The 22,055-nt window shown below is 35.4% G+C and carries 22 protein-coding genes; 14 read left to right on the forward strand and 8 right to left on the reverse strand.

Going from position 1 to position 22,055, the window contains the following annotated elements; genetic code table 11:
• Positions 1 to 122: 122 nt before the first annotated feature.
• Both WKT09_RS02115 and WKT09_RS02120 read right to left on the reverse strand, forming a co-directional pair.
• Positions 123 to 377 carry a hypothetical protein gene (locus tag WKT09_RS02115; RefSeq protein WP_340414442.1) on the reverse strand — a complete coding sequence of 85 codons (255 nt, stop codon included), beginning with the start codon at positions 375 to 377 and terminating at the stop codon, positions 123 to 125.
• Complete coding sequence (locus WKT09_RS02120; RefSeq protein ID WP_340414443.1) at positions 334 to 951, reverse strand: hypothetical protein; 618 nt, start codon at positions 949 to 951, stop codon at positions 334 to 336. The genes WKT09_RS02115 and WKT09_RS02120 overlap by 44 nt, the downstream gene beginning before the upstream one ends.
• 196 nt (positions 952 to 1,147) lie before the next feature.
• Between WKT09_RS02120 and WKT09_RS02125 the strand changes: the two genes are divergently transcribed.
• The 3 genes from WKT09_RS02125 (at position 1,148) to WKT09_RS13755 (ending at position 3,481) form a co-directional block, all read left to right on the forward strand.
• Complete coding sequence (locus WKT09_RS02125) at positions 1,148 to 2,047, forward strand: mechanosensitive ion channel family protein (protein WP_340414444.1); 900 nt, start codon at positions 1,148 to 1,150, stop codon at positions 2,045 to 2,047.
• 176 nt (positions 2,048 to 2,223) lie between these two features.
• Entirely contained in the window at positions 2,224 to 3,360 is a 1,137-nt protein-coding gene (locus tag WKT09_RS02130) for a conserved virulence factor C family protein (RefSeq protein ID WP_340414445.1), read from the forward strand.
• Positions 3,361 to 3,415: 55 nt separating this feature from the next.
• Positions 3,416 to 3,481, forward strand: coding sequence for a hexameric tyrosine-coordinated heme protein (locus WKT09_RS13755; RefSeq protein WP_445323962.1), 66 nt, complete (start codon positions 3,416 to 3,418; stop codon positions 3,479 to 3,481).
• Positions 3,482 to 3,528: 47 nt separating this feature from the next.
• Here WKT09_RS13755 and WKT09_RS02135 read toward each other — a convergent pair whose 3' ends face one another.
• On the reverse strand, positions 3,529 to 4,869 hold the full coding sequence (locus tag WKT09_RS02135; RefSeq protein ID WP_340414446.1) for a YjiH family protein: 1,341 nt from the start codon (positions 4,867 to 4,869) through the stop codon (positions 3,529 to 3,531).
• A gap of 216 nt (positions 4,870 to 5,085) precedes the next feature.
• Between WKT09_RS02135 and ytxJ the strand changes: the two genes are divergently transcribed.
• The 8 genes from ytxJ to WKT09_RS02175 all read left to right on the forward strand — a co-directional run bounded on the left by ytxJ (position 5,086) and on the right by WKT09_RS02175 (position 15,151).
• Complete coding sequence (gene ytxJ / locus WKT09_RS02140; RefSeq protein WP_340414447.1) at positions 5,086 to 5,424, forward strand: bacillithiol system redox-active protein YtxJ; 339 nt, start codon at positions 5,086 to 5,088, stop codon at positions 5,422 to 5,424.
• Positions 5,425 to 5,796: 372 nt separating this feature from the next.
• Positions 5,797 to 8,175 (forward strand): bifunctional metallophosphatase/5'-nucleotidase, encoded by a 2,379-nt coding sequence (locus WKT09_RS02145; RefSeq protein WP_340414448.1) that lies wholly within the window; start codon positions 5,797 to 5,799, stop codon positions 8,173 to 8,175.
• 289 nt (positions 8,176 to 8,464) lie between these two features.
• The gene (locus tag WKT09_RS02150) at positions 8,465 to 9,652 is read left to right on the forward strand and encodes an amidohydrolase (protein WP_340414449.1); all 1,188 of its coding nucleotides are present in this window, start codon (positions 8,465 to 8,467) and stop codon (positions 9,650 to 9,652) included.
• Between the two features lie 35 nt (positions 9,653 to 9,687).
• Positions 9,688 to 10,734 (forward strand): DUF5105 domain-containing protein, encoded by a 1,047-nt coding sequence (locus tag WKT09_RS02155; protein WP_340414450.1) that lies wholly within the window; start codon positions 9,688 to 9,690, stop codon positions 10,732 to 10,734.
• A gap of 25 nt (positions 10,735 to 10,759) precedes the next feature.
• Entirely contained in the window at positions 10,760 to 11,392 is a 633-nt protein-coding gene (locus tag WKT09_RS02160; RefSeq protein ID WP_340414451.1) for a fumarylacetoacetate hydrolase family protein, read from the forward strand.
• A 96-nt stretch (positions 11,393 to 11,488) separates the two neighbouring features.
• Positions 11,489 to 12,544, forward strand: a complete 1,056-nt coding sequence (locus WKT09_RS02165; RefSeq protein WP_340414452.1) for a DUF5105 domain-containing protein — start codon at positions 11,489 to 11,491, stop codon at positions 12,542 to 12,544.
• Positions 12,545 to 12,827: 283 nt separating this feature from the next.
• Positions 12,828 to 14,039, forward strand: a complete 1,212-nt coding sequence (gene dpaL, locus WKT09_RS02170; RefSeq protein WP_340414453.1) for a diaminopropionate ammonia-lyase — start codon at positions 12,828 to 12,830, stop codon at positions 14,037 to 14,039.
• A 56-nt stretch (positions 14,040 to 14,095) separates the two neighbouring features.
• Positions 14,096 to 15,151 (forward strand): DUF5105 domain-containing protein, encoded by a 1,056-nt coding sequence (locus tag WKT09_RS02175; RefSeq protein ID WP_340414454.1) that lies wholly within the window; start codon positions 14,096 to 14,098, stop codon positions 15,149 to 15,151.
• A gap of 279 nt (positions 15,152 to 15,430) precedes the next feature.
• Here the strand turns inward: WKT09_RS02175 and WKT09_RS02180 are convergent, their stop codons facing one another.
• The 5 genes from WKT09_RS02180 to WKT09_RS02200 form a co-directional block, all read right to left on the reverse strand.
• Positions 15,431 to 15,988: a hypothetical protein gene (locus WKT09_RS02180; RefSeq protein ID WP_340414455.1), complete on the reverse strand. Its 558-nt coding sequence runs from the start codon at positions 15,986 to 15,988 to the stop codon at positions 15,431 to 15,433.
• The gene (locus tag WKT09_RS02185; protein ID WP_340414456.1) at positions 15,985 to 16,632 is read right to left on the reverse strand and encodes an SCO family protein; all 648 of its coding nucleotides are present in this window, start codon (positions 16,630 to 16,632) and stop codon (positions 15,985 to 15,987) included. Before WKT09_RS02185 ends, WKT09_RS02180 begins: the two co-directional genes overlap by 4 nt.
• 147 nt (positions 16,633 to 16,779) lie before the next feature.
• On the reverse strand, positions 16,780 to 18,471 hold the full coding sequence (locus WKT09_RS02190) for a cbb3-type cytochrome c oxidase subunit I (RefSeq protein ID WP_340414457.1): 1,692 nt from the start codon (positions 18,469 to 18,471) through the stop codon (positions 16,780 to 16,782).
• A 22-nt stretch (positions 18,472 to 18,493) separates the two neighbouring features.
• Positions 18,494 to 18,961 carry a cytochrome c oxidase subunit II gene (locus WKT09_RS02195; protein WP_340414458.1) on the reverse strand — a complete coding sequence of 156 codons (468 nt, stop codon included), beginning with the start codon at positions 18,959 to 18,961 and terminating at the stop codon, positions 18,494 to 18,496.
• 15 nt (positions 18,962 to 18,976) lie between these two features.
• Positions 18,977 to 19,114 carry a hypothetical protein gene (locus tag WKT09_RS02200; RefSeq protein WP_340414459.1) on the reverse strand — a complete coding sequence of 46 codons (138 nt, stop codon included), beginning with the start codon at positions 19,112 to 19,114 and terminating at the stop codon, positions 18,977 to 18,979.
• Between the two features lie 144 nt (positions 19,115 to 19,258).
• Between WKT09_RS02200 and WKT09_RS02205 the strand changes: the two genes are divergently transcribed.
• From WKT09_RS02205 to WKT09_RS02215, 3 genes are all read left to right on the forward strand, one after another.
• Positions 19,259 to 19,966 carry a Crp/Fnr family transcriptional regulator gene (locus tag WKT09_RS02205; protein WP_340414460.1) on the forward strand — a complete coding sequence of 236 codons (708 nt, stop codon included), beginning with the start codon at positions 19,259 to 19,261 and terminating at the stop codon, positions 19,964 to 19,966.
• A gap of 16 nt (positions 19,967 to 19,982) precedes the next feature.
• A complete protein-coding gene (locus WKT09_RS02210) occupies positions 19,983 to 20,942 on the forward strand; it encodes a carbohydrate kinase family protein (RefSeq protein WP_340414461.1) in 960 nt (319 codons plus the stop codon).
• 182 nt (positions 20,943 to 21,124) lie between these two features.
• Complete coding sequence (locus tag WKT09_RS02215; protein ID WP_340414462.1) at positions 21,125 to 21,982, forward strand: DMT family transporter; 858 nt, start codon at positions 21,125 to 21,127, stop codon at positions 21,980 to 21,982.
• Positions 21,983 to 22,055 lie beyond the last annotated feature (73 nt).

A 22,055-nucleotide genomic window follows, 5' to 3' on the forward strand; every position in this document is an offset into this window, starting at 1 on the left:
TAAAGACATCAACATCTTTAGAGTATTTTTCATTGTATCATGTCACATATTTATTTTTATTCCATACGATAGAAATATGGATGATGGATTATTTGGAAGATATTTCGAACATTAGAAAAACATTAAAACCATTTTCTTTTTTGTTGTTTCTTTTCGATATTATGAAGCCTTTCATCAATATCTCTTAATATAAACGTCTGTTCCTCGACTAATTTTTTAAGAGTTTGTTCTTCTAAATCTTCCATCTCTTTCTCTGGTAAAGATTTTTTTAAGTTTTTAACTTGTTCTTCAATATAAGTGAAGTCAAAAAGGTCGTGTTGAAAAGGACTTTGTTTAACCATACCAATCACTGCCTTCACAACGATTGTCATTGACATCTTTCACAACTCTTAAGTTAGGAGCCTTTGTGACGACTGGTCTCGTTACAGTTAAGTTCGTAGAGAGAACAACCTTAAATAAAATATTTCCTACTGAAATACCTAATGCTTCAATACCTTGAGTGACGACAGATTCTATTTTAAAAGGTGATTCATGAATTCTGTCTTCCGGGCATACTCCTGGACATACTGTTTCTTGCTGGAAAGGAATATTAATTTGTAATGGGGTTTCAATTCCTAAAATGGTAATATTCGCTGGTAAATAACCTGTATTAATAACCATATCTTTTACGACTGTCGTTTGCGTGACAATTCCACTTAACTCTGGTGTTAGAGTTATAAGTGGTGTAATAACTCCTCCAGGTCCAATATCAATAATATCTCCTAATGTAGGGATTGGAACGGAAAGTTCTGCAATTTTGTATATTTTTTTATTACAAATTAGAGAATCAACTACAATACAATCGGATGCTAAGTTTGGTGGACATTTCTGTTGGCTATGGAATTCACATTCATAACAAGGTCTTTCCTTATGGCGACAAGCTTCACAAGTAACATGTTTATCTTTACTCATTTAAACCATCCTTTCTTTTAGATTTATTACAATATATGAATTTGTGTCGTATCCGAAATGGCGCTTATCTATCAAAGTTATACATTGAATGAATCATCTACATGACATATACATCTACGTACATCATTTTCTATTTATTTCATGCTATTTCCATTTTATTATTATGGTAAAATAAGAAAGAGAAGGAGGTTTTTTTGTGTCTGATTTATTGTTAGATTATTTCTCTGAATGGCTCGAAAAAATGCTTGCAACTATTACGACGTCTGATGTATATATCGATAAAATAGCACTAACAGCTATATTAGTGGTATTGGCATTAAGTTTACATATTTTTTCGAAAAAATTTATTATGAAAAATGTTACAAGTTTAAAGGATCAATTTTTATGGAAAAAAATATCGAAGCGAACCATTACGACATTATTAACGATCGCTATATTTGCAATTTGGATTCGCTCTTTAAATGCTTTCGTGATGATTTTATTATTACTAGGTATTTTTGTCGTCTTTATCGTAAAAGGATTAACGAATAATTTGATTGGTTATTTTGTTATTAAACATGGAAAATACTTTAAAGAAGGCCACCGAATTGAAATTAACGATGTAATGGGAGATGTTGTCGCTATAAAATTCACACATTTTGAGTTGCTTGAAGTGAGAAAATGGTTATCATCTGATTCCAATACAGGTCGTATGCTAAAGTTTCCAAATAAAACGATTTTTGAGGAAACCATTGAAGTTGTCGGGAGAAAATATGCTTATATATGGCATGAAATTCAATTCATATTAACTTTTGAAAGTAATTGGCAGGAAGCTGAAAAAATTATGCTAGAAGTTGGTAATCGGTATTATGCTGATTTTATTCAAGAGGCGAAGGATAGAGGGGATAATATAATTATCGAAGCGGAAGAGCAGTATAAACCAGTATTTGCTTTACATTCCAATGAGGATGGAATCATTGTAACATTACGTTATATGGTTGATTATAGAAAAGGGACAGCTACGAAAACGCGATTTCATCGAGAAATTTTGCCGAAATTTCATGCACATCCTGAAATTGAATATGCTGCAACAGATGTTCGAATTTTTGAAATGTAAAAATAAACATGAGACATGAGCGCACACGGTCTCATGTTTTTTATGATTCGGCTATATTTTAAATAATAACTGCTAGACTTATTGTATTAAATTAAATGTGTGATGTAATATGAAATCGATTAGAGGAAGTAGCGTGTATTTTGTAGTAAAATGTATACAAATGAGGAGGATGTTACATGAAAATTATTTCGATGGAACCGACACCTAGTCCATATTCAATGAAAGTAAATGTAAATGAAACTTTACCGGATGGAGAAGCATTCAATTTTTTAGAAACGGATCCGCTTCATGAAGCACCATCTTATATACAGAAATTATTTGAAATTAATGGCGTAAAAGGAGTTTATCGTGTCATTGATTTTATAACAATTGAGCGTAATCCTCGTGTTCCTTGGGAAGAAATTTTGCCTGAAGTGTACACGATATTTGGTGCAGATAGTAATACAGATGATTTATTTTCTAAAGCTGTGACACAAGAAGAAAACGAAGCATTTGGAGAAGTAAAGGTTGAAATCCAAATGATTCGAAATATCCCGACACAAGTGAAATTAACTGAAGCGGAAGTGGAGAAACGTTACGCACTACCAGAACGATTAACGAATGCAGCAATGGAAGCTGCAAGTGCATCGAACAGTTATTTACTTGAAAGAAAATGGATTGAACAAAGTCCAAGATATGGCGAGTTAGACGAAATAGGTCGGGCAGTTGTAGAAGAATTAGACGCTGCATATACAGATGAGAGATTGAATCAGTTGTTGCAAGCAGCCCTGCTTGATGAGGCGCCTAAAGAAACGTATCGTCAAAAAGTTACCGTTCATATGTTAGAAGCGGATAATTGGCGAGATCGGTATGCAGTATTGGCGAATATGCCCGATCCGACAGAAGACGATTATCCTTTATTAAATAAAGCATTAGAGGACGATAACTCGTCCGTCCGAAGAATTGCGACAGCATATTTAGGGATGATTGAACAGAAAGAAACATTGCCATATTTATATAAAGCTTTGCGAGATCGTTCTGTCAACGTACGTCGAACGGCAGGGGATTGTTTAAGTGACTTAGGGTTTAAAGAAGCAATACCAGAAATGATTCAAACATTAGAGGATAAAAGCCGGATTGTTCGTTGGCGTGCGGCAATGTTTCTATACGAAGTAGGGGATGAAACAGCGATCCCGGCTTTACAAAAGGCATTGGAAGATACAGAGTTTGAAGTACGAATGCAGGCGAAAATGGCACTTACTCGCATTGAAAGCGGAAAAGAGGGAGAAGGTTCTATTTGGCAACAAATGGAACAAGCGACAAAGAAAAATTAAGCCTATAAGTTTATTGAAGCTCGTATCCTATATTTAGTGGGTTGAAAAAGAATAGTTGGTTTCCCAAGTAATTTCGATTCATTTTCAGCCGATTGTGACAGCAAATAATTATTGGAAATAAAAAAGTGATGTTCACCTTATTTGGCGGACATCACTTTTCGTTATTCATTAAAAGAATAGATGTGCTAATAATACAATGACAGGTAGTGTGATAACGGTTCTTAATAAGAAAATGATTACTAAATCTTTAAATGATACTGGTACCTTTGAACCTAATAGTAATCCACCAACCTCAGACATGTAAATAAGTTGTGTAATAGATAAAGCACCGATAATAAAACGAGTCATTTCAGATGCAATAGAAGCCCCGATAATGGATGGTAAAAACATATCCGCAAAACCAATTAAAATAGTTTGCGAAGCTTTTGCCGCTTCAGGCACTTGCATCCATTCTAAAATAGGGATAAAAGGAATTCCTAACCATTGGAAAAATGGTGTTCCTTCCGCAATCATTAAGGCGATTAAACCAAAAGCCATCACGACAGGCGCAACCCCCATCCACATATCAAGAACATTTTTTACTCCTTCTGCAATAAAATTCCCTATTCCTTTTTCTGCACGGCTACGTTTGATTGCTTTTTCATATCCATATGAAAATACATTATGCTCAGAAGGAATAGATTCATCGATCATCTTTTGCTCTGGATTAATATATTCATTTTTCTTACGTGATAAAGGAGGAATACGTGGCATAATAATCGCCGCTACAAATCCAGCTACAGTAATCGTAAAGTAAAAAGGTAAAAACTTATGCTCTAATCCGAGTTTTTCAATAATAACTAATGTAAAAGTAATGGAAACAATCGAGAAAGTTGTACCGATAATTGCTGCTTCCCGTTTTGTATAATATCCATCCTCATATTGTTTACTCGTTAATAGTACTCCAATTGTACCATCACCAATCCATGATGCTAATGCGTCGATGGATGAACGACCTGGTAATTTAAATAAAGGTCGCATAATCTTTTTCATAAAAGCACCAATAAATTCTAACAATCCGAAATTCGTTAATAACGGTAAAAAGAAACCAGCGAATAAAAAGACAGAAAATAATACGTGTAATAAATCATCTAATAATAATTGTCCTGTATCTTCTCCTACCATAATGTCTGGACCAATTTGGAAATAGATCATGAATGTAAAAATTGCTGCAATAAGACGCGTAATCGTCCAGAAGTTCCCTACTAGAAACAAACGTTGTAAGAATGGTTTGTTGGTAAGGAGGGAAGGATTTATCGAAAAAGTAACGGTTAATATTCCGGTTAGAATAACGATGACCGTCATAATTAATGATAAGTAATTTGCTAATCCCTCCTGAATAAAACCGGCTAAAACGGCAATGGGGATAGTGAAATTCCCTGCGACTTTAATAGGTGTCATAAATAAAAATACACCGAGTAAAGAAGGGATAATAAATTTTATATGATCTTTTGCTTTAATATTATTCATTTTCTTAACTCCTATTTCATTCAAATTCGATATAATAAGTATACGGTATTTTGTATACTTATACAACCCTGAAAAAGCGGAATGTATAAAGTTTAACTATTCTGACGATTTGGTTTGTGTATAAATATAAATGTACAACTGTTTAAGCACGTTCTTTTGAATTATAGCCAAAATATCGTACACTTATAGGTAGGAATTCATTAGGAGGGAACAGAGATGGAATGGAATGAAATAACAGAAGTAGAAGAATGGGAAGCAATTTTAGAAAAATCAGTTGATAAAGATCAAGTTATTTTAAAACATAGTACAACTTGTCCAGTTAGTTTTAATGCATTAGATGAATATAATGATTATTTAGCAGATGCACCGGACAAGAATATTGATTATAGTTTAGTAAAGGTACGTGAATCACGTCCAGTTTCCAATCAAATTGAAGCGGATTTAGGAGTAAAGCATGAATCCCCACAAATTATTTATATTAAAAATAAAAAAGCGTATTGGAATACATCTCATTGGTCTGTAACAAAAGCTCATATGAAAGCAGTTATAGACTAATTAAATGATGTATCTTTATAATGTGGATCCCCTAGAATAAGGATGAAATCTATCTCTAGGGGTTTTTCGTATGTGAAAAAGGATTGTTCTTATAGGCTATGGTATGTAAATGTTACTGTTGAATAGATGGAAATAGGCAAAAATGGCAATATGTTAGAAGAGCGGGATGGTAATTCCATCTTTTTACTTATATATAAAACCATCCCCATTCCTCATTAATTAACTTATATTTACGTATATAATTATTATTTAAGTTAACAGATTATTTAAAAAAATGGAGGTGTTTACGAATTTTTTACATGAAATACATTCATATTTAACGTTGGTGTACTATATTGAAAAGTGTATCGTATTTCAAAAGGAGGATTTTTAGTGAGTAAAATATATAGGAATTTAATGACAAAATTTATGCTCGTATTAATGATTATATTTACTACAATACCAGCAACAGGTTTAGCGGAACCTGCCATACATAATGATCAGTCAGAAAATAGTTCCTCTGAGGAGCAAGAACAAAATGTAGAAGAGTCAGAAGAAGTACATACGGAAGATGATGAAGAAGAGGAGCAAGAAGATACACGTGTTAAGGAAGAAGAAAAAGAAAATGGAAATGATTCATCTGATTCAGAAGTACCAATGGAGTCTGTAGAAACAACTTCTGATGAGGAATCAGAAGACGAGACGAATGAGGAAGATGTTCAGGATTCAGCAGAAGATAAAGAAGTGCCTGCAGAAGACGAAATCGAAGAAAATGAAGATGAAATCGAAGAAAATGAAAATGATGAAGATGAGAACTTTCAATTAAAAGTAATGCACTTAAATGATACACATTCACATGCAGATAAGTTACCGAAGGCGATTACTGAAATAAAAGAACAACGTAAAAACAGTGACAACAACTTATTATTACATGCTGGAGACAGTTTTTCTGGCACATTATATTTTAATTTACATAAAGGAAAAGCCGATTTGGCAATGTTTAATCTCATGGGCCTTGACGCTTTCACTTTTGGGAATCATGAATTTGATTTAGGGACTTCTGAAGGTCATCCGGAATTGCAAACATTTATCGAGAATGCTTCTTTTCCCTTTTTAGGGACGAACGTTGATTTTTCAGATGATCCAACTTTAGCACATGTAAAAGTTCAGGATTCTGTAGTAAGAGAGGCAAATGGTGGAAAAGCATATAATGCGATTATTAAAGAAATTGATGGGGAAGAAATCGGTATTTTCGGATTAACGACGGAAGATACAAAAAATGTTGCTAGCCCAGAATTAGTAACATTTTTAAATTATAAAGAATCTGCTGAACGTGCAGTGGACGCACTGGAAGAAGAAGGTGTGAACAAGATTATTGCTGTGACACATATTGGGTATGATAGCAATCCAGCAGTAGGAAATGACTTAGTGTTAGCTGAACAAGTGGACGGCATAGATATTATTGTTGGCGGTCACTCACATACAGAATTAGACAATACGGTTGTAAAAGGAACAGAAGAAGATCCCACACTAATTGTGCAAACAGGGCAATATGTTGATAATTTAGGGGTTTTAGATGTTGTGTTTGATGAAGAAGGTAAAATTATTGAACATGAAGGCAAACTAGTTGATTTAACGGATGTGCAAGATGACCCGGAGGCTGTGGACGTTTTAGCAACGTATAAAGCCGAAGTAGATGCATTGTTTAATGAACCGAGCGGTGCTGAAGCTTTAAAGGAATTAACGAATCCAAGACATACGAGCGATGATAAGTCAGATAGTGTTCGTGCAAATGAGACGGAATTAGGAAATCTTGTAACAGATGCAATGTTAGCGAAGGCAAAAGAGAAGTTTCCTGAAACAGAAATAGCTTTACAAAATGGTGGAGGTATTCGTGCGCCGATAGCAAAGGGAGAAATTACGAACGGAGAAATTATCGAAGTATTACCATTTGGAAATGATCCAGTTGTTGCAACGATAACAGGAGCAGAACTAAAGGAAATATTAGAGCATAGTGTTAGTCAAGCTCCAAATGAAAATGGTGGTTTTTTACATGTTGCAGGGATGAAATATTATTTTGATAGTAAGAAAGAAGTTGGGGATAGAGTAATTGACATGCAAGTCTTGAAAAATGGTGAATATATGCCAATTGATTTGCAACAAACATATACAGTTACAACAAACCAATTTACAGCACAAGGTGGAGACGGTTTTGAAACATTCGCTAAAGTGTATGAAGAAGGACGTGTCACAAATATTGGGGAAGTAGATTGGGAACAATTGCGTGATTATATGGTAGAGGAAGAATATTTAAATGGAAAGGTAAATCCTGAAAGAGAGGGGCGTATTTTAGATGCTGCATTGGATGAAATTCCGGAAGATCCGACTGATCCAGACCCTACACCAACACCGGACCCAGATCCAACGCCAGATCCGAATCCAGACCCTGCACCAACACCGGACCCAGATCCAACGCCAGATCCGAATCCAGACCCTGCACCAACACCGGACTCAGATCCAACGCCAGACACGAAGCCAGACCCTGCACCAACACCGGATCCAGTTCCAAATGAACCAGGCGATGGGAACGAAAATAATACAGAGGAGGATAAGGGAACGGTAATTACACCTGGAAAAGACGATGATGATCAAGCAAAAAGAAGTGCATTACCGAATACTGCAACGACAATGTATACGACTCTATTAATTGGTTCTCTATTATTATTAGTAGGTATCGCCATTTATGCCATTCGAAAGTTTCGTATGAATTAAAAGATAGACCTGAGACCTTTTACATCGGACGAAGTTTCGTATGTAAAAGGTCTTTTATTTTTAAAACTATGAAAGGAGTTGTGTTCTATGTGTCATGCAAATATAACCATTACGACGGATGTGAAAAAACGGACATTGAAGAGTAAGAGTGCGATAAGTATCATTATAGGAGCGACAAGAAGGGGAAAATAAAGATCATCACTAGCTAACGATCGTGTAAGATTGTTAGCTTTTTTTATGAAAAAATATGGTAAGATAGATAGAAGTAAAAAGAGAGGTAGTGAATGATGTGAATGAACGAATTTTACAACTTGCAAAAACATATGAACAAGAAACTATCGCTATTCGCACCTATTTATATGAACATCCAGAAGTAAGTAGTAAAGAATATGAAACATCACGCTATTTAAAAGAAAAAGTTGCAGCAATGGGTTTAAAAATAGAAGAAGTGGAAGGTACAGGCTTTACTGCTTTACTAGATACAGGGAAACCGGGAAGAACGATTGGAATTCGGACAGATATCGACGCACTCCCTGTTACAGAAAATCCGAATAATTTGGCAGGACCACGAAAGTACCGTTCTAAACATCATGGTGTTATGCATGCATGTGGGCATGATGGACATATGGCGATTGTTTTAACGACGATAAAAATTTTAACAGAACTACATACATTCTTAACCGGTAAAATTTATTTCATTTTTGAAGAAGGGGAAGAAATTGGTAGTGGTATTGATGCAATGATCGAACATTTAAAAGGAAAACAAATAGAAGCTATTTATGGTAATCATTTGGTGGCCTTCTTGGAATCGGGGAAAGTTAGTATCGATGCTGGGCCTAAAATGGCCGGTGTTATTTTTGTTGATTTTACGGTGCATGGAAAAAGTGGCCATGGAGCACGGCCAGATTTATCGGTCAATCCAATTTTTGCGACGGCGAATGTATTGACAGGATTAACAAGTGCATGGGCAAATCGAATTGATGTGAATAAAACTGTTACGTTAGGATTAACGAAAATTAATGGTGGGACTGCTCATAATGTCATTCCAAATGATGTAACAGTCGGTGGAACATTACGTTTCTATGATGCGGATGAGGGGAAGAAAGCTTTATCCATTTTAAAAGATGTTGCTACGCAAACAGCTGCAGCACATCAATGTTCTATAACATTTAATGAAAAAACAAAAATCGTTGCACCTGCATTGATCAATGATGAAAAATTGGCTGATATAGCAATAAAAGGATTAGCAGAAGTTTTACCACATAGAAATGTGGAAGGAGTACAATGGTTTGCTTCTGAACCATTTAGTCGATATAGCGAGTTATGTCCCATTGTATATGGATTTATCGGGATGAAAAATGATACATACGGGAGTGGAGCGGCACACCACAATGATTATTTTGATGTCGATGAAAATGCTTTGATTTATGGGGTCATTGCAACGACAAAAATTGCCGTTGATTTTTTACGACGATAAGTTTGTTGGAGAAATTTAGAAAGTGAGGAGCTTTTATGCAAAGAGTACCCATGCTTTTATGCATGATGTTTATTCTTTTTCTTTCTGCTTGTAGCATGGGGGAAGAGACGATACGTGAAGAGGAAGTAGACCCAGTTGCTCCGTCAAATGATGTGGAGGTAATAGTAAAGGATATTCAATATGTCTTGTTGGATAATGATGGGACTTTTCATGAAGATAATGAAGAACAAACGATTAAAGTAACAATTGATTTAAGAAATAATATGGATGAAACGAGAGATTTTTATCCAGATATGGACATGGTTTTAATACATAACGAAGGAGAAATTATTGAAGCGAAATCTCCATCTAAGTTACCGTCTGGAATCGACATTGCCGAGTTTAGCCAAAATCCTTCTGTTAACTCGGAAGAAGAAAAACTTTTTCACGCATTATTTAACATAGAAAAAGATGCATCTTATGAATTGGAAGTAACTTTGCCACCTGCAAATAAAGTGAAAATACCATTTGATTTAGCAGATTATGAGATGAACATAGATGAAATGACAGAACCTGAATTAGCAATGGAAACATATTTAGAACAAGTTGTGTTAGGAAAGGAAGAAATAGCTGAAGATGTTATCGATATCCATCTTGAGAATGAATTGCAGGAGGCATACCAGGTTTTTGCAGAAAAAATGAAAAAAGTTATCTTTTATGATGTATCAGAAGAAACGATTGAAGCATTATTTGAAGAGTATGTGCCATATGTACAAGAAAACTCGGTTATAGATGTCAAAGTTATAGCGAACACAAATGCTCAAGCCGTTGTTGAAATCGATTATGCAGCATTAGACCAACGAAAAATGCTAGAAAAAGTATTAAAGCAGGAAAAGATTTTTGACGGATTAACCGAAGAAGCATTCGTTGAAAAAGTGGTAGAAATTTTGCCAACAACATTTGAAGAATTAGAAGTAAAAGAAGCGAAAGAACCAATGAAAATAACATTAGAGAAAAAGAAATCTAAATGGTATATACCTGAACGCGAATTAGACAATAAAGAGCGTTTATTACGTGCATTTTTTGCAGGAGGTATTTACTAATAATATGGAAAGAGAGTGAGATTGGATGGATGAGATTAAAAATATTTATTGTATTGGTAGAAACTATGTCGAACATGTACATGAACTAGGCAATATCGTCCCAACTTCTCCTGTTGTTTTTACTAAACCAACACATGCTTTAGTAGAAGCAAATGGCCAGGAAATCGTTCTTCCTTCGAATCAAGGAGAGGTACATTTTGAAGCAGAATTAGTCATTAAAATGGGACAAGATTATGATCCTGAATTACCTGTACAAGATCTAATTAGTGAAATGACAATCGGTCTTGATTTAACTTTACGAGATGTACAAAGTGCACTAAAGGAAAAACAACATCCTTGGTTATTATCAAAAGGATTTCCGAATGCGGCTATTATAGGAAAATTTATCCCGTTTCCTGGTATAGAATCATGTGCTAAAAAAGACTTCCGCTTGTTTATTCAAAATTCTTTACGGCAGAAGGGAAACATCCAACATATGATATTTCCGATTGGACACCTCATTCGTTTTATTGGAGAAAACCTTGGGCTTAAAAAGGGAGATATTATTTTCACTGGTACACCTGAGGGGGTTGGCCCATTACAAGAAGGGGATACTTTATCGCTATGGTGGGAAGAAGAAGAGCTTGGTACTTGTACAATGACATTTCATCATACATAAATGAATGAAAACACTTTTGAGATGAGATGGGAATGATGGTAATTTTTTGCAAATATAAGCTATTTTCTTCCACAATGGCGTGATAGGGGGATTTACATGAGGGAAAGGATTCGTGTTCTTTTAGCAATCGTTATGTTGCTAGTATTTACGGCTTGTAGTGCTGGTGAGGATAAAGAGGCAGATTCAACAAGAAAAAGTAAAGTATTAGAAGCAACCGTAGAAGATGGGGCATTCATTTTATCGTCTACAAATGATGAATTTGATCCTGAAGGAGATACAGGGACGATTAAATTAAATGTTGCTGTAAAAAATATAACAGATCGTTCGATGAATCTTTTCCCGGAAAAAGATATGCAATTATTTGATGGGGATGAACAAATTGACGCTGTAAGTATTTTCGATGCCTCCATTGAATTAGACGTCCCATCAAACACATCAATAGGAGCAAACAAAAAGAAAACGTTTAGTGTGTTATTTGAAGTAGAACGTAACAAAGAATATGAATTACATATTGAACCACTTTTAATGTCAGGTGAAGGGGTGGAATCGGTAACATTTCCTGTCGATATGAGTGAATTTGACGATACGTATGAAGTGTTACAAGAACCTGTGGATGTATTAACGGCTTATTTGGATACCATTTATTTTGATGAAAAAGATGAAAAATTAGAAGAAATGATGCAAGTAGACGTAGAAAAACAGTTAAAAGAAGCAGAAAAGGAATTTACACAATTTTTAGATGATGCAACGTTTAAAGATATTTCTGATAAACAAACAGCGAAACTTTATGAAACATATGTGGAAACATTAAAAGATAAGGGAGAATATCATATTCAATTAAAAGGTAACTCTGGTGAACATGCAGTGGTAGAATTGCAATATAAAGGGATTTCTGCGGTAGATGTAGGGGATGAATTTTCGAATGTCCGAAAAGATTACTTGGAGAAATCTGCTAACTATGATAGGAAAAAAGCAGACGAATATGCTATTTCTCAGTTAGATAAAATTATAAGGGATACAGATTCTACAGAAGGTCGAGATAATCTTGAGATTAGAATGGTGAAAAAAGATGAAAAATGGACATTTGAAAGTGGATACTCAGATGCTGCAAAAGAGTTAAATAGAATTTTTGCAGGTGGACGAATTTATTAAATGAAGTCAATAATTGGTATGATGATCGCCATCATAGTTTGTGCTGTGATTGCTATTTTTCCATATGGTTATTTTCATCTTAAATAAGCTCTCTAGCGGAGCGACAGCCTCCTTTTCAGGTATTATTACCATTCGGATGATACATTTGATTCTGTTATGTGAATAAGGAGATAGATTTATGTTGTCTCGTTTTTTCTTCTAAACCTCTATATCCACTTCATATTGACGGAATTCGATTTCATAGTATGCTTATCTTTATATATTGTAAAGGGGATAACACAAAATGAGTGACAAAGTGAAAGCGATCCAAAATACATTTTTTGATGCAACATTTAATGAAACCGAGTTACAATATTTTTCAAAAGACGTGATGCAAAAAGTTTTTCAATTTCAACAGACGAGTGAAAAGTTTACGAAAACCCCACTCATCTCCCTTCATCAGTTAGCAGCTCATATTGGTGTTGAAAAAGTCTTTATCAAAGATGAATCCAAACGATTTGGCTTAAATGCGTTCAAAGTAATGGGCGGTATTTATGCCATTGGAAAATATATGGCACAACTACTAGGAAAAGATATAAGCGAAGTGACATTTGAACAATTACGATCCAAAGAAGTAAAAGAAAAAATTGGAGAGATCACATTCATTTCTGCAACGGATGGAAATCATGGACGTGGGGTTGCCTGGGCAGCAAGAGAATTAGGGCAAAAAGCAATCATTTATATGCCAAAAGGTGCTTCCAATCATCGGCTACAAGCTCTGAAAGATGAAGGGGCACAAGCGGAAATAACAGACGTAAACTATGATGAGACGATTCGTATTTGTCACCGACTTGCAGAAAAAAATGGCTATGTCTTGGTTCAGGATACAGCATGGGAAGGATATGATGAAATTCCATTATGGATTATGCAAGGCTATGCAACGATCGTCCAAGAAATAGCGGAAGAATTAACAACGACAGATGAAGCACCACCAACACATGTATTTGTTCAAGCTGGTGTCGGTTCTTTTGCCGCAGGAATAGTTGCATCACTTATCCAATTATATGGAACGGAGAAGATGAAGTTTTTCGTTGTAGAACCTAGATTAGCAGATTGCTACTATCGTTCCTTTGCCAATAATGGAGGAAACATTGAAGCGGTCACAGGGGATATGCATTCGATTATGGCAGGATTATGTTGTGGAGAACCAAATGTAAGAGCATTTCGGATATTAAAACAATATACGAATACATTTTATTCTTGTGAAGATGAGATAGCTGCATTAGGCATGCGTATATTAGGAAATCCTCTAGAACAGGATGAACAAATTGTTTCAGGGGAGTCTGGTGCGGTTTCACTTGGATTAGTATATTATATGAAAAAGTACGCTACCTCATTAGCGGAACAAATTGGTTTAGATGAACATGCTCGTATCCTTATTATTAATTCAGAAGGAGATACAGACCCTGTTCATTATCGTGATGTCGTTTGGCATGGGGGAAATGCTACTATGTAATAATGCGTTCCCATTTAATGGTATAATATGTGTAAAGTCATTAGGAGTGGTATGACATGGGAAGGGTAATTTCGGTCCTCGTTATTATATTTGCAAGCGCTATGCTCATCATTAATTTTTATCGGCAACAAGCGCCTGAAGATGTCCAAAAAGATAGTGAAACGAACGGGAATTTAGAAGTGCATATGGAAGATGCACAGTTTGTTCAAGTGAAAAATGGTCCTTCATATAATCCGGAGAAGGAAGAAGGTATATTAAAGGTAGAGTTGAAAATAAAAAATAACACCTCCAACACTTTACAGGTCCGTCCAGAATCCGATATCGTTTTATATGATGGGGATAAACAAATAGATGCATTACAAAACGTATCGGATCCTTTTTTAAATCGAGAGGTTTATTCATCTAGTTCTCTTATTGCTGGAAAGCAAAAATCATTTATCGTATTATTTGCAGTAACATTTGATACGGCATATGAAATGCATATTTCACCAAAAGCGAACTATGGAAATGAAGAAGTGGATGATGTTACGATTCCATTAGATGTTCGTAATTATATGGATACATATGAACAAATCAATGAGCCAGTTGAAGCATTACAAGCTTATGTAGATGCTGTTTACTTCCAAGAAGACATAGATGTAGAGGAAAAAATGGATGTACATATTGAAACACTACAAGCGGAGGCAAAAAGTGATTTTCTCTCATTCATTACTTTTAGGCGTTCAGAAAAATTACCAGATAAAATTGCTGACCGATTTTATGACACGTATATTAATACGTTAAAGAAAGAGGGAGAAGTGAACGGCACGATTATCGCTTATAATGAAAATAATGCAAGTGTTCAATTAGAATATCGTTTACCATCTTATTCCAAGCTATTAACGGATATGTCTGAAGTTCGGTTAACAGCACGAGAGGAAAAGAATATATCAGAATTAAAAAATGCAGATGAAGCTACGTGGAAAGAAATAGATGAATTAATCGAAGGAGTACAGATGGAAAGTGGCCAAATAGAAGTTTATTTGATGAAAAAAGATGGTAAATGGGAGTTTCATCCAAATTACTCCGACGGGGAAAAACAAATTAAACGCATATTTGGTAAAGGTTATTAATTAGAAAGCTTAAGGGGAAACCTAGCCAAACAGAAGAAAGACTTTTGGTAAAACATGTTACCGAAGTCTTTTTTTCAATGATCTTTGTCTATTTTTAATGTTTTTGATCCGGTTTGATATCGTCGAGAGTGATGCAAAGTTTATACAAGTACACCTTGATTACTTTGGTGCTCATACATATGAAAGGAAAGAGAGACTGTGAAGGTGTGTTTCATACAAGATGGTAAAAGAGAAATCTCTCCGTCGTTTTGTAACGGGAGAGATTTTTTGTTAAAGCAACTATTCATATTGGGAGTAGTCGATAAATATTGATTGTAATATATAGACCGTTAAACTGATAGCGATAATTAAAAATCCCCATCCGAGTGCTATTTGTTCGACAATTAAGTAATTATTACATAGTTGTTCATCGGTGAAAATATAGATAAATCCCATAAGAAAATATAAGCCACTTATAAGGGACAAACTAATAGTTTTTCCACGATCTGTTAGTTTACTCCAACTGTCGCGGAGTGGGATACCAACTAAAAATGGCCAACTTATAAATTTAAATAATTCAACTGATGTACTCATTAATGCTTCATCCATCGTTCGTGGAAATAACCAGTAAATGACGATGATGAAAAAGAGCAACATTCCCGGAATCCCATTTTCATTCCATTTATGAAAAAAAGTAGGGAACCACTTTTTAAATTGTGGGTACATAAGCAATCCAGCGATTGCGAGAAATGGCATTTGCATATGCATATGAATACTCATAATAGATTCTGTTAACTCGATGACAGGAGGCATCATGAGAAATACATATAAAATGACCCCATAAACAAATTGTTTCATGATGATTCCCCTCCTTTTTTAGCTGTTGAACGATCGGTTTGCAATAGGTTGTTCACCGTTTCAGCTGCTTCATCTATTTCTGTAAAGTCAAGAACATCGATTAAAGTTCCTTCACGATCCACCATGTAGAATGCTGAGTTGTGTTGGAAATGTCCATTTTCATCTGGTATGACGATGACACCGAAGGAATCTAATAGGTTTTGCAATGCTTCTTCATCATTAATTCTCGCCATGCGCCATGTTTCGCCATCACTATGAAAAAATTCACGATAACGCTCTAATACTTCAGGCGTATCGTTTTTAGGGTCAAAACTAATACTTAAAAAGACGATATCCTCTCCCTTATATGTCTCGGGAATTTGTTTGTATACTTCATACATATTCAGTTCAAGTTGGGGACAAACATCGGTACATGCGGTGTAAATAAATGTAATAAAGACATATTTCCCTTTAAATTCATCGAATGAATACGTACGTTTTTTAGAATCCTCTAGTTCAACATTCGGGAATGTAGGTTGTTGTTCAATCAGTTTATGTGTACGAGCTGTTTCCGTTGTGAATGCTTGAAACCCATCGATACCGAAGAAAAACAATCCAAGCCCGAACAATAAAATGACCGTAATCGATATTTTTGTCTGTTTCATTTTCCTCCCTCCTGCCATTTAAAATTATATATATACACTGTGTTAGATTACGTTTCAGAAGAAATGTGCGGGAACTTCTGTGAACATCATCGCACATTTCTTCATGTATGGTGTTAGTAATGTTTCCATCTCTCATTAAATGCCATATTACCAAGTTTTAAATGGGGGAGATCCAGGCGGTGCATTGACGATTAAGTCGACTAATGGAATCACATATCCCATCGATATGACAATGACCATAATTAAAACCCATAAGCTCCAACGTTCTGTCCATTTTGGTGTAGCTGGTGCATCTTCCTCCACCTCGGCAATAGGAAATTCTGTTTCTCCTTTTGGTGCTTTAAACATTAAATGGAAAACGATGTAAACAACTAGACATACTGAAATGAGTAATAAGGTTCCACCGATAGCGATAAGTATATAGTAAGGATTCCAACCCGCTGCTTGTAAACTCTCAAAGTAATCAGTGAATGCCGTACGACGTGGTGCACCGAATAAACCAACTGTGTGCATTGCGCCTGACATAATGAGCATTCCGACGCTCCATAAGACTACTTGGATGATTGCTAATTTATTCATCGTGTTCGTCATGACACGTTTCGATAAATGTGGGACAATCCAGTAAGCGATACCGAAAAATGTTAATGCTACTGAAACTCCCACTGTAATATGAAAGTGTCCTGTAATAAATAAAGTATTATGAACGACTTGGTTTAATTGGAAGTTTGTTTGAGCAATTCCACCTGCACCACCAGGAATGAATGCAACCATCGCGATAAATGGTGCAAGAAAACGAACATCTTTCCAAGGTAACATTTTTACCCAGCCGAATAATCCTTTAGCACCTTTCTTACGTCCAGTACGTTCAAATGTTGCGAACATCGCAAATGCAGTCATTAAGGAAGGGAAACCAATGGCTAAACTCATAAATACGTGTAAATATTTTAATCCTTCTGTAAAACCTGGATCGACGATTTGATGGTGAAATCCACCAGGTATATTTAAAATGACAAGTAAAAATACGACCATTCTTGCGAGTGTGTCACTAAACTGGCGACCGCCGATGATTTTTGGCACTGCTACATACCATGCAGATACAGCGGTTAAATACCAAACATTTACGAGTGTATGACCGAAGCTCCAAAATAGTGTACGACTTAACATTACGTTAATCGTTTCTGTCCAACCAAGTGCCCAAGGTATTAACATAAATACTTCCACCGTCACTCCGATTGTACCGCCGAATAAGAGAATGAAGATACCTGTTGCAAAATAGGCGAATAATGGAATATGTTGACCTTTATGATTTTTTCTCCAATGTGCGACATTGATGAATACACCAAATGCAGCAGTCCATAACCCTAAGACGATAAAAACGAGTCCAATATAAAATGCAGGCGATGCGGCCATTGGTGGATAAAATGTATATAAGACGGAAGCTTCTCCAATGACGATTTGGGAGGTAGTGAGAATCGTCCCAAATGTAATGAGACCAAATGACGTCCACCCCATTTTACGTACTTTCGGTAAAAGTCCCCCTAAAACATGTGATACCCCTCCGTATAAGTAACCGATTAAAAATGCCCCAGTAAAGACGACGATTAAAATAAAACCGTGTGTTGTTAATGTTTGATAATAATCAAACCAAGTCGGCATGGTGATAAGTCCTGCACGTTCAAGCCCTTGTAATAATCCTAAAATTCCACCGATTAAAAGAGCGATAAATGATACGGCAAAAAATGTTAACGACAATGTTGAATCTTGCTTATTCGTACCTAAAAATTTATGTTCACCAGTCACTGGTGTATGAGCATGTAATTTCTTTGCTGGAAGTCCCATTATACTTCCTCCTTTCTAAGTTTTATTCGACGATAATAGTACCGCTCATCATTTGGTGACCTGCTCCACAATATTCGTTACATAACATGAGGAACTCACCAGATTCATTAAATGTATGGGAGATTTTTTGAATATGTCCAGGTGGAACCATTGCATTAATATTTGTATCAACGACTTGAATACTATGAACGACATCTTTGGAAGTCATAATAAAGTTGACCTTTGCTCCTTTTGGAACGACAATTTCACCAGGATCGAAACTGAATGTTTGCAATGTCATGACGACATCATACTCATTTTCACCGACTTTATAGATGCCTGGTTCATCGAATGGTGCCGTTTCGGATACTTTTTGTGGGTCAATTGTTTCCTTACCACTTGGCGGTCCCCAGCCTAATGCGAAAGTTTGATAACCAGTCACCAGCATAGAACCGATAATGATAATGGAAGCAATCGTTAAAAAAATTTCTTCAAATCGATGCATTTTCATTTTCTTTTCCTCCTTTTATAATCGTGTTATATAGAAATAAAATAAGATCATGATGAAACTTAATATACCTCCTCCAACGAAGACAATAGTTGAAAATAATGTGCCACGTAGAGATTGTTCATGTTTATTTTCTTGTGTTTTTGTATCTTTCATAATGAACTCCTCCTTTTGTTTATGTTACATTCATTTTATAATGGAATAAGAAGCTACTTAGTGATTTGTATCACTATGTCGCTGTGATACGTGCCACATAATAGAATGGAAATTCACATAAATGTCAAAGAAAGGGAAGAAAATATGATAGAGAGAAATAAACAAGGACTCGTCCCGTATTTAAAAAAGATTCACCTTTTTAGTCATATGGATGAATCCTCTTTAGAACAACTAGCATTTTGGATGAATATTCGTACGATGCGAAAAGGAACTCACGTATTTTTCAAAGATGATCCGATGCTACAATTATTTTTTATCGTGCAAGGAAAAGTAAAAATTTATGAGATGGACGTTTCTGGAAGGGAACAAATTATTAATATTTTAAAAGAAGGTGAGATGTTTCCGCACCGCGGTATGTTTGAAGAACAACAGGACTATCCTGCAAATGCGGTTATTTACGAAGAAGCACAGATCTTAACGATAAGTAAAGATGAATTTAGCAATATGTTATTGCAATTTCCAAGTATCGCAATTGAAATGTTAAAAATGCAAAACAAATTAATCGATGATTTACATGTTCGTTTAAATGAAAAAATGATGCATGATGCAAGAGAACAAATTATAAAATTATTGCTTCGTCTGACACAATCACATGGGGTTGATTTAGGGGATAACCATTATAAATTAACGACTGCATTTACGAACCAAGAATTAGCGAATATGATTGGAACAAGTAGGGAGACAATTAGTCGAACATTAACGAATTTTAAAAAGAAGAAATATATTTATGAATCCGATGATGGACATTTAGTCATAGATTTTCATCTCATTCATGAAGAAGTTTTGTATTAAAGGGAGTTTGATGAAGGTGGTACATGTAACCGCAATAGGAGAAATTTTAATTGATTTTACGCCAGTGCCTAATGCAGACGCCCCCACATATGTGCAACATGTCGGTGGAGCCCCTGCAAACGTACTTGCGGTTTTATCTAAATTAGGAAAAGAAACAGCATTTATAGGAAAGGTCGGGGTAGATAATTTTGGCGTATATATTCGTCGTACACTTAATGAATTTCGAATTGATACGTCACAGTTAGTGGAAACAGAAACAGCACATACGACAATTACGTTCGTTCATTTAGACGAAACAGGAGATCGTAGTTTTACATTTTATCGAGCATTAGGGGCGGATACACTGCTTTCGGTAGAAGAGATAGACGAAGTGAGCATTCGAAATACAGAAATATTTCATTTCGGTTCGATATCCTTAACACATGACACTTGTTGTGAAGCGACGTTTCAGGCAGTAAAAATTGCTAAAGATGCTGGGGCATTGCTTAGTTTTGATATGAATCTTCGTGAAGATGTGTGGGACGATGTAGATATGGCACGAGCACGGATGAAAAAGGCGCTTACTTATGTCGATGTCGTGAAATTTTCGGAAGAAGAAATAACTTTTTTAACCGGTGAAACAGATGTAGAGAAAGGTGCTGCTAAAATAAGAGAAACTTATCGTATACCGTATATTTTTGTCACATTAGGAGCGGCTGGTTGTTATTATATGTGGCATGATTTCTCTGGCTATGTTTCTTCCTATACAGTGTATACCATTGATACGACCGGTGCGGGAGACGCATTTATGGGAAGTATTTTATATGGCATATTGCAAACCGACACGTTATCAACATTATCTGTCCGAGAAGTAGAAGAGGTGATCACCTTTGCAAATGCTGTTGCAGCATTAACGACGACAAAGCTGGGCGCCTTTAAGAGCTTTCCGAAACTAGAAGAAGTTCAAGAGTTTATTCGAAAAAATAGATCGCTGTAGCACTATGTTTGTATGTGAAAGATGTTGCCCGTTTATACGATATGTGTGATTTATTCAATTTGTTGTATGTACCTACATAGAAATCAAAATTCTTGCACTGTATGTTCATTTATAAGAAAATGTATCATTGTGGGATTTTTTCACAAAGTATAAGACACATCGTAATAGTAGGAGTGTATTTTTTGAACAATATAGTTAAAGGTATCATACTAATGTTAATTTCATCGATTGGATTTTCTATCATGACCCTTTTTGTAAAATTGGCTGGGGATCTTCCATCGATTCAAAAAACATTTTTCCGTAATTTCGTATCCGCCATTATCGCATTTTTATTCGTTATATATAATAAAGAATCTCTCTTCGGTAAAAAGGAAAACCAACTAGTTTTGCTTGGTCGATCGATATTTGGAACGATTGGAATTATTTTCCTCTTTTATGCAATTGATCATTTAGTTATGTCTGATGCAGATATGTTAAATAAATTAAGTCCGTTTCTCGTGATCATTTTTTCAGCAATATTTTTAAAGGAACGTGTTCTACCATTTCAAATTGTGACAATTGTATTTGCATTTATCGGCATGCTATTCATTGTAAAACCATCATTTTCTATCGATATCGTACCGTATGGTGTTGGAATATTATCAGCTATTTTCGCTGCGGCAGCCTATACATTGTTACGTGTGCTCGGAAATCGGGAAAAGTTTTATACGGTCGTCTTTTATTTTTCTTTTTTCTCAACGGTTGTTTTATTACCGTTTCTTATATTTTATTATGAACCGATGACAACGAAACAATTAACCTATTTATTACTAGCAGGATTTTTTGCAACCATTGGACAGTTTGGAATTACACTTGCGTACAAATTTGCTCCGGCAAAAGATATATCTATTTTTACGTATTCAACGGTTATTTTCACAACCATTTTAAGTTTTACCGTTTTTGGTCAAGGACCTGACATATATAGTTTAGTCGGATATGTCATCATATTAAGTTCCATGGTTTATATGTTCTTAAAGGGAAGAAAAGTGACAACCACATAAGACGTGCATACATCTTATTTGATGTGTGCATTTTCTTTTCTAGATATAATGAACGGAGAGAGAAGGGATAGAC

Origin of the sequence: Pseudogracilibacillus sp. ICA-222130 (assembly GCF_037892545.1) — a bacterium.
Classification (GTDB): domain Bacteria; phylum Bacillota; class Bacilli; order Bacillales; family Amphibacillaceae; genus Pseudogracilibacillus.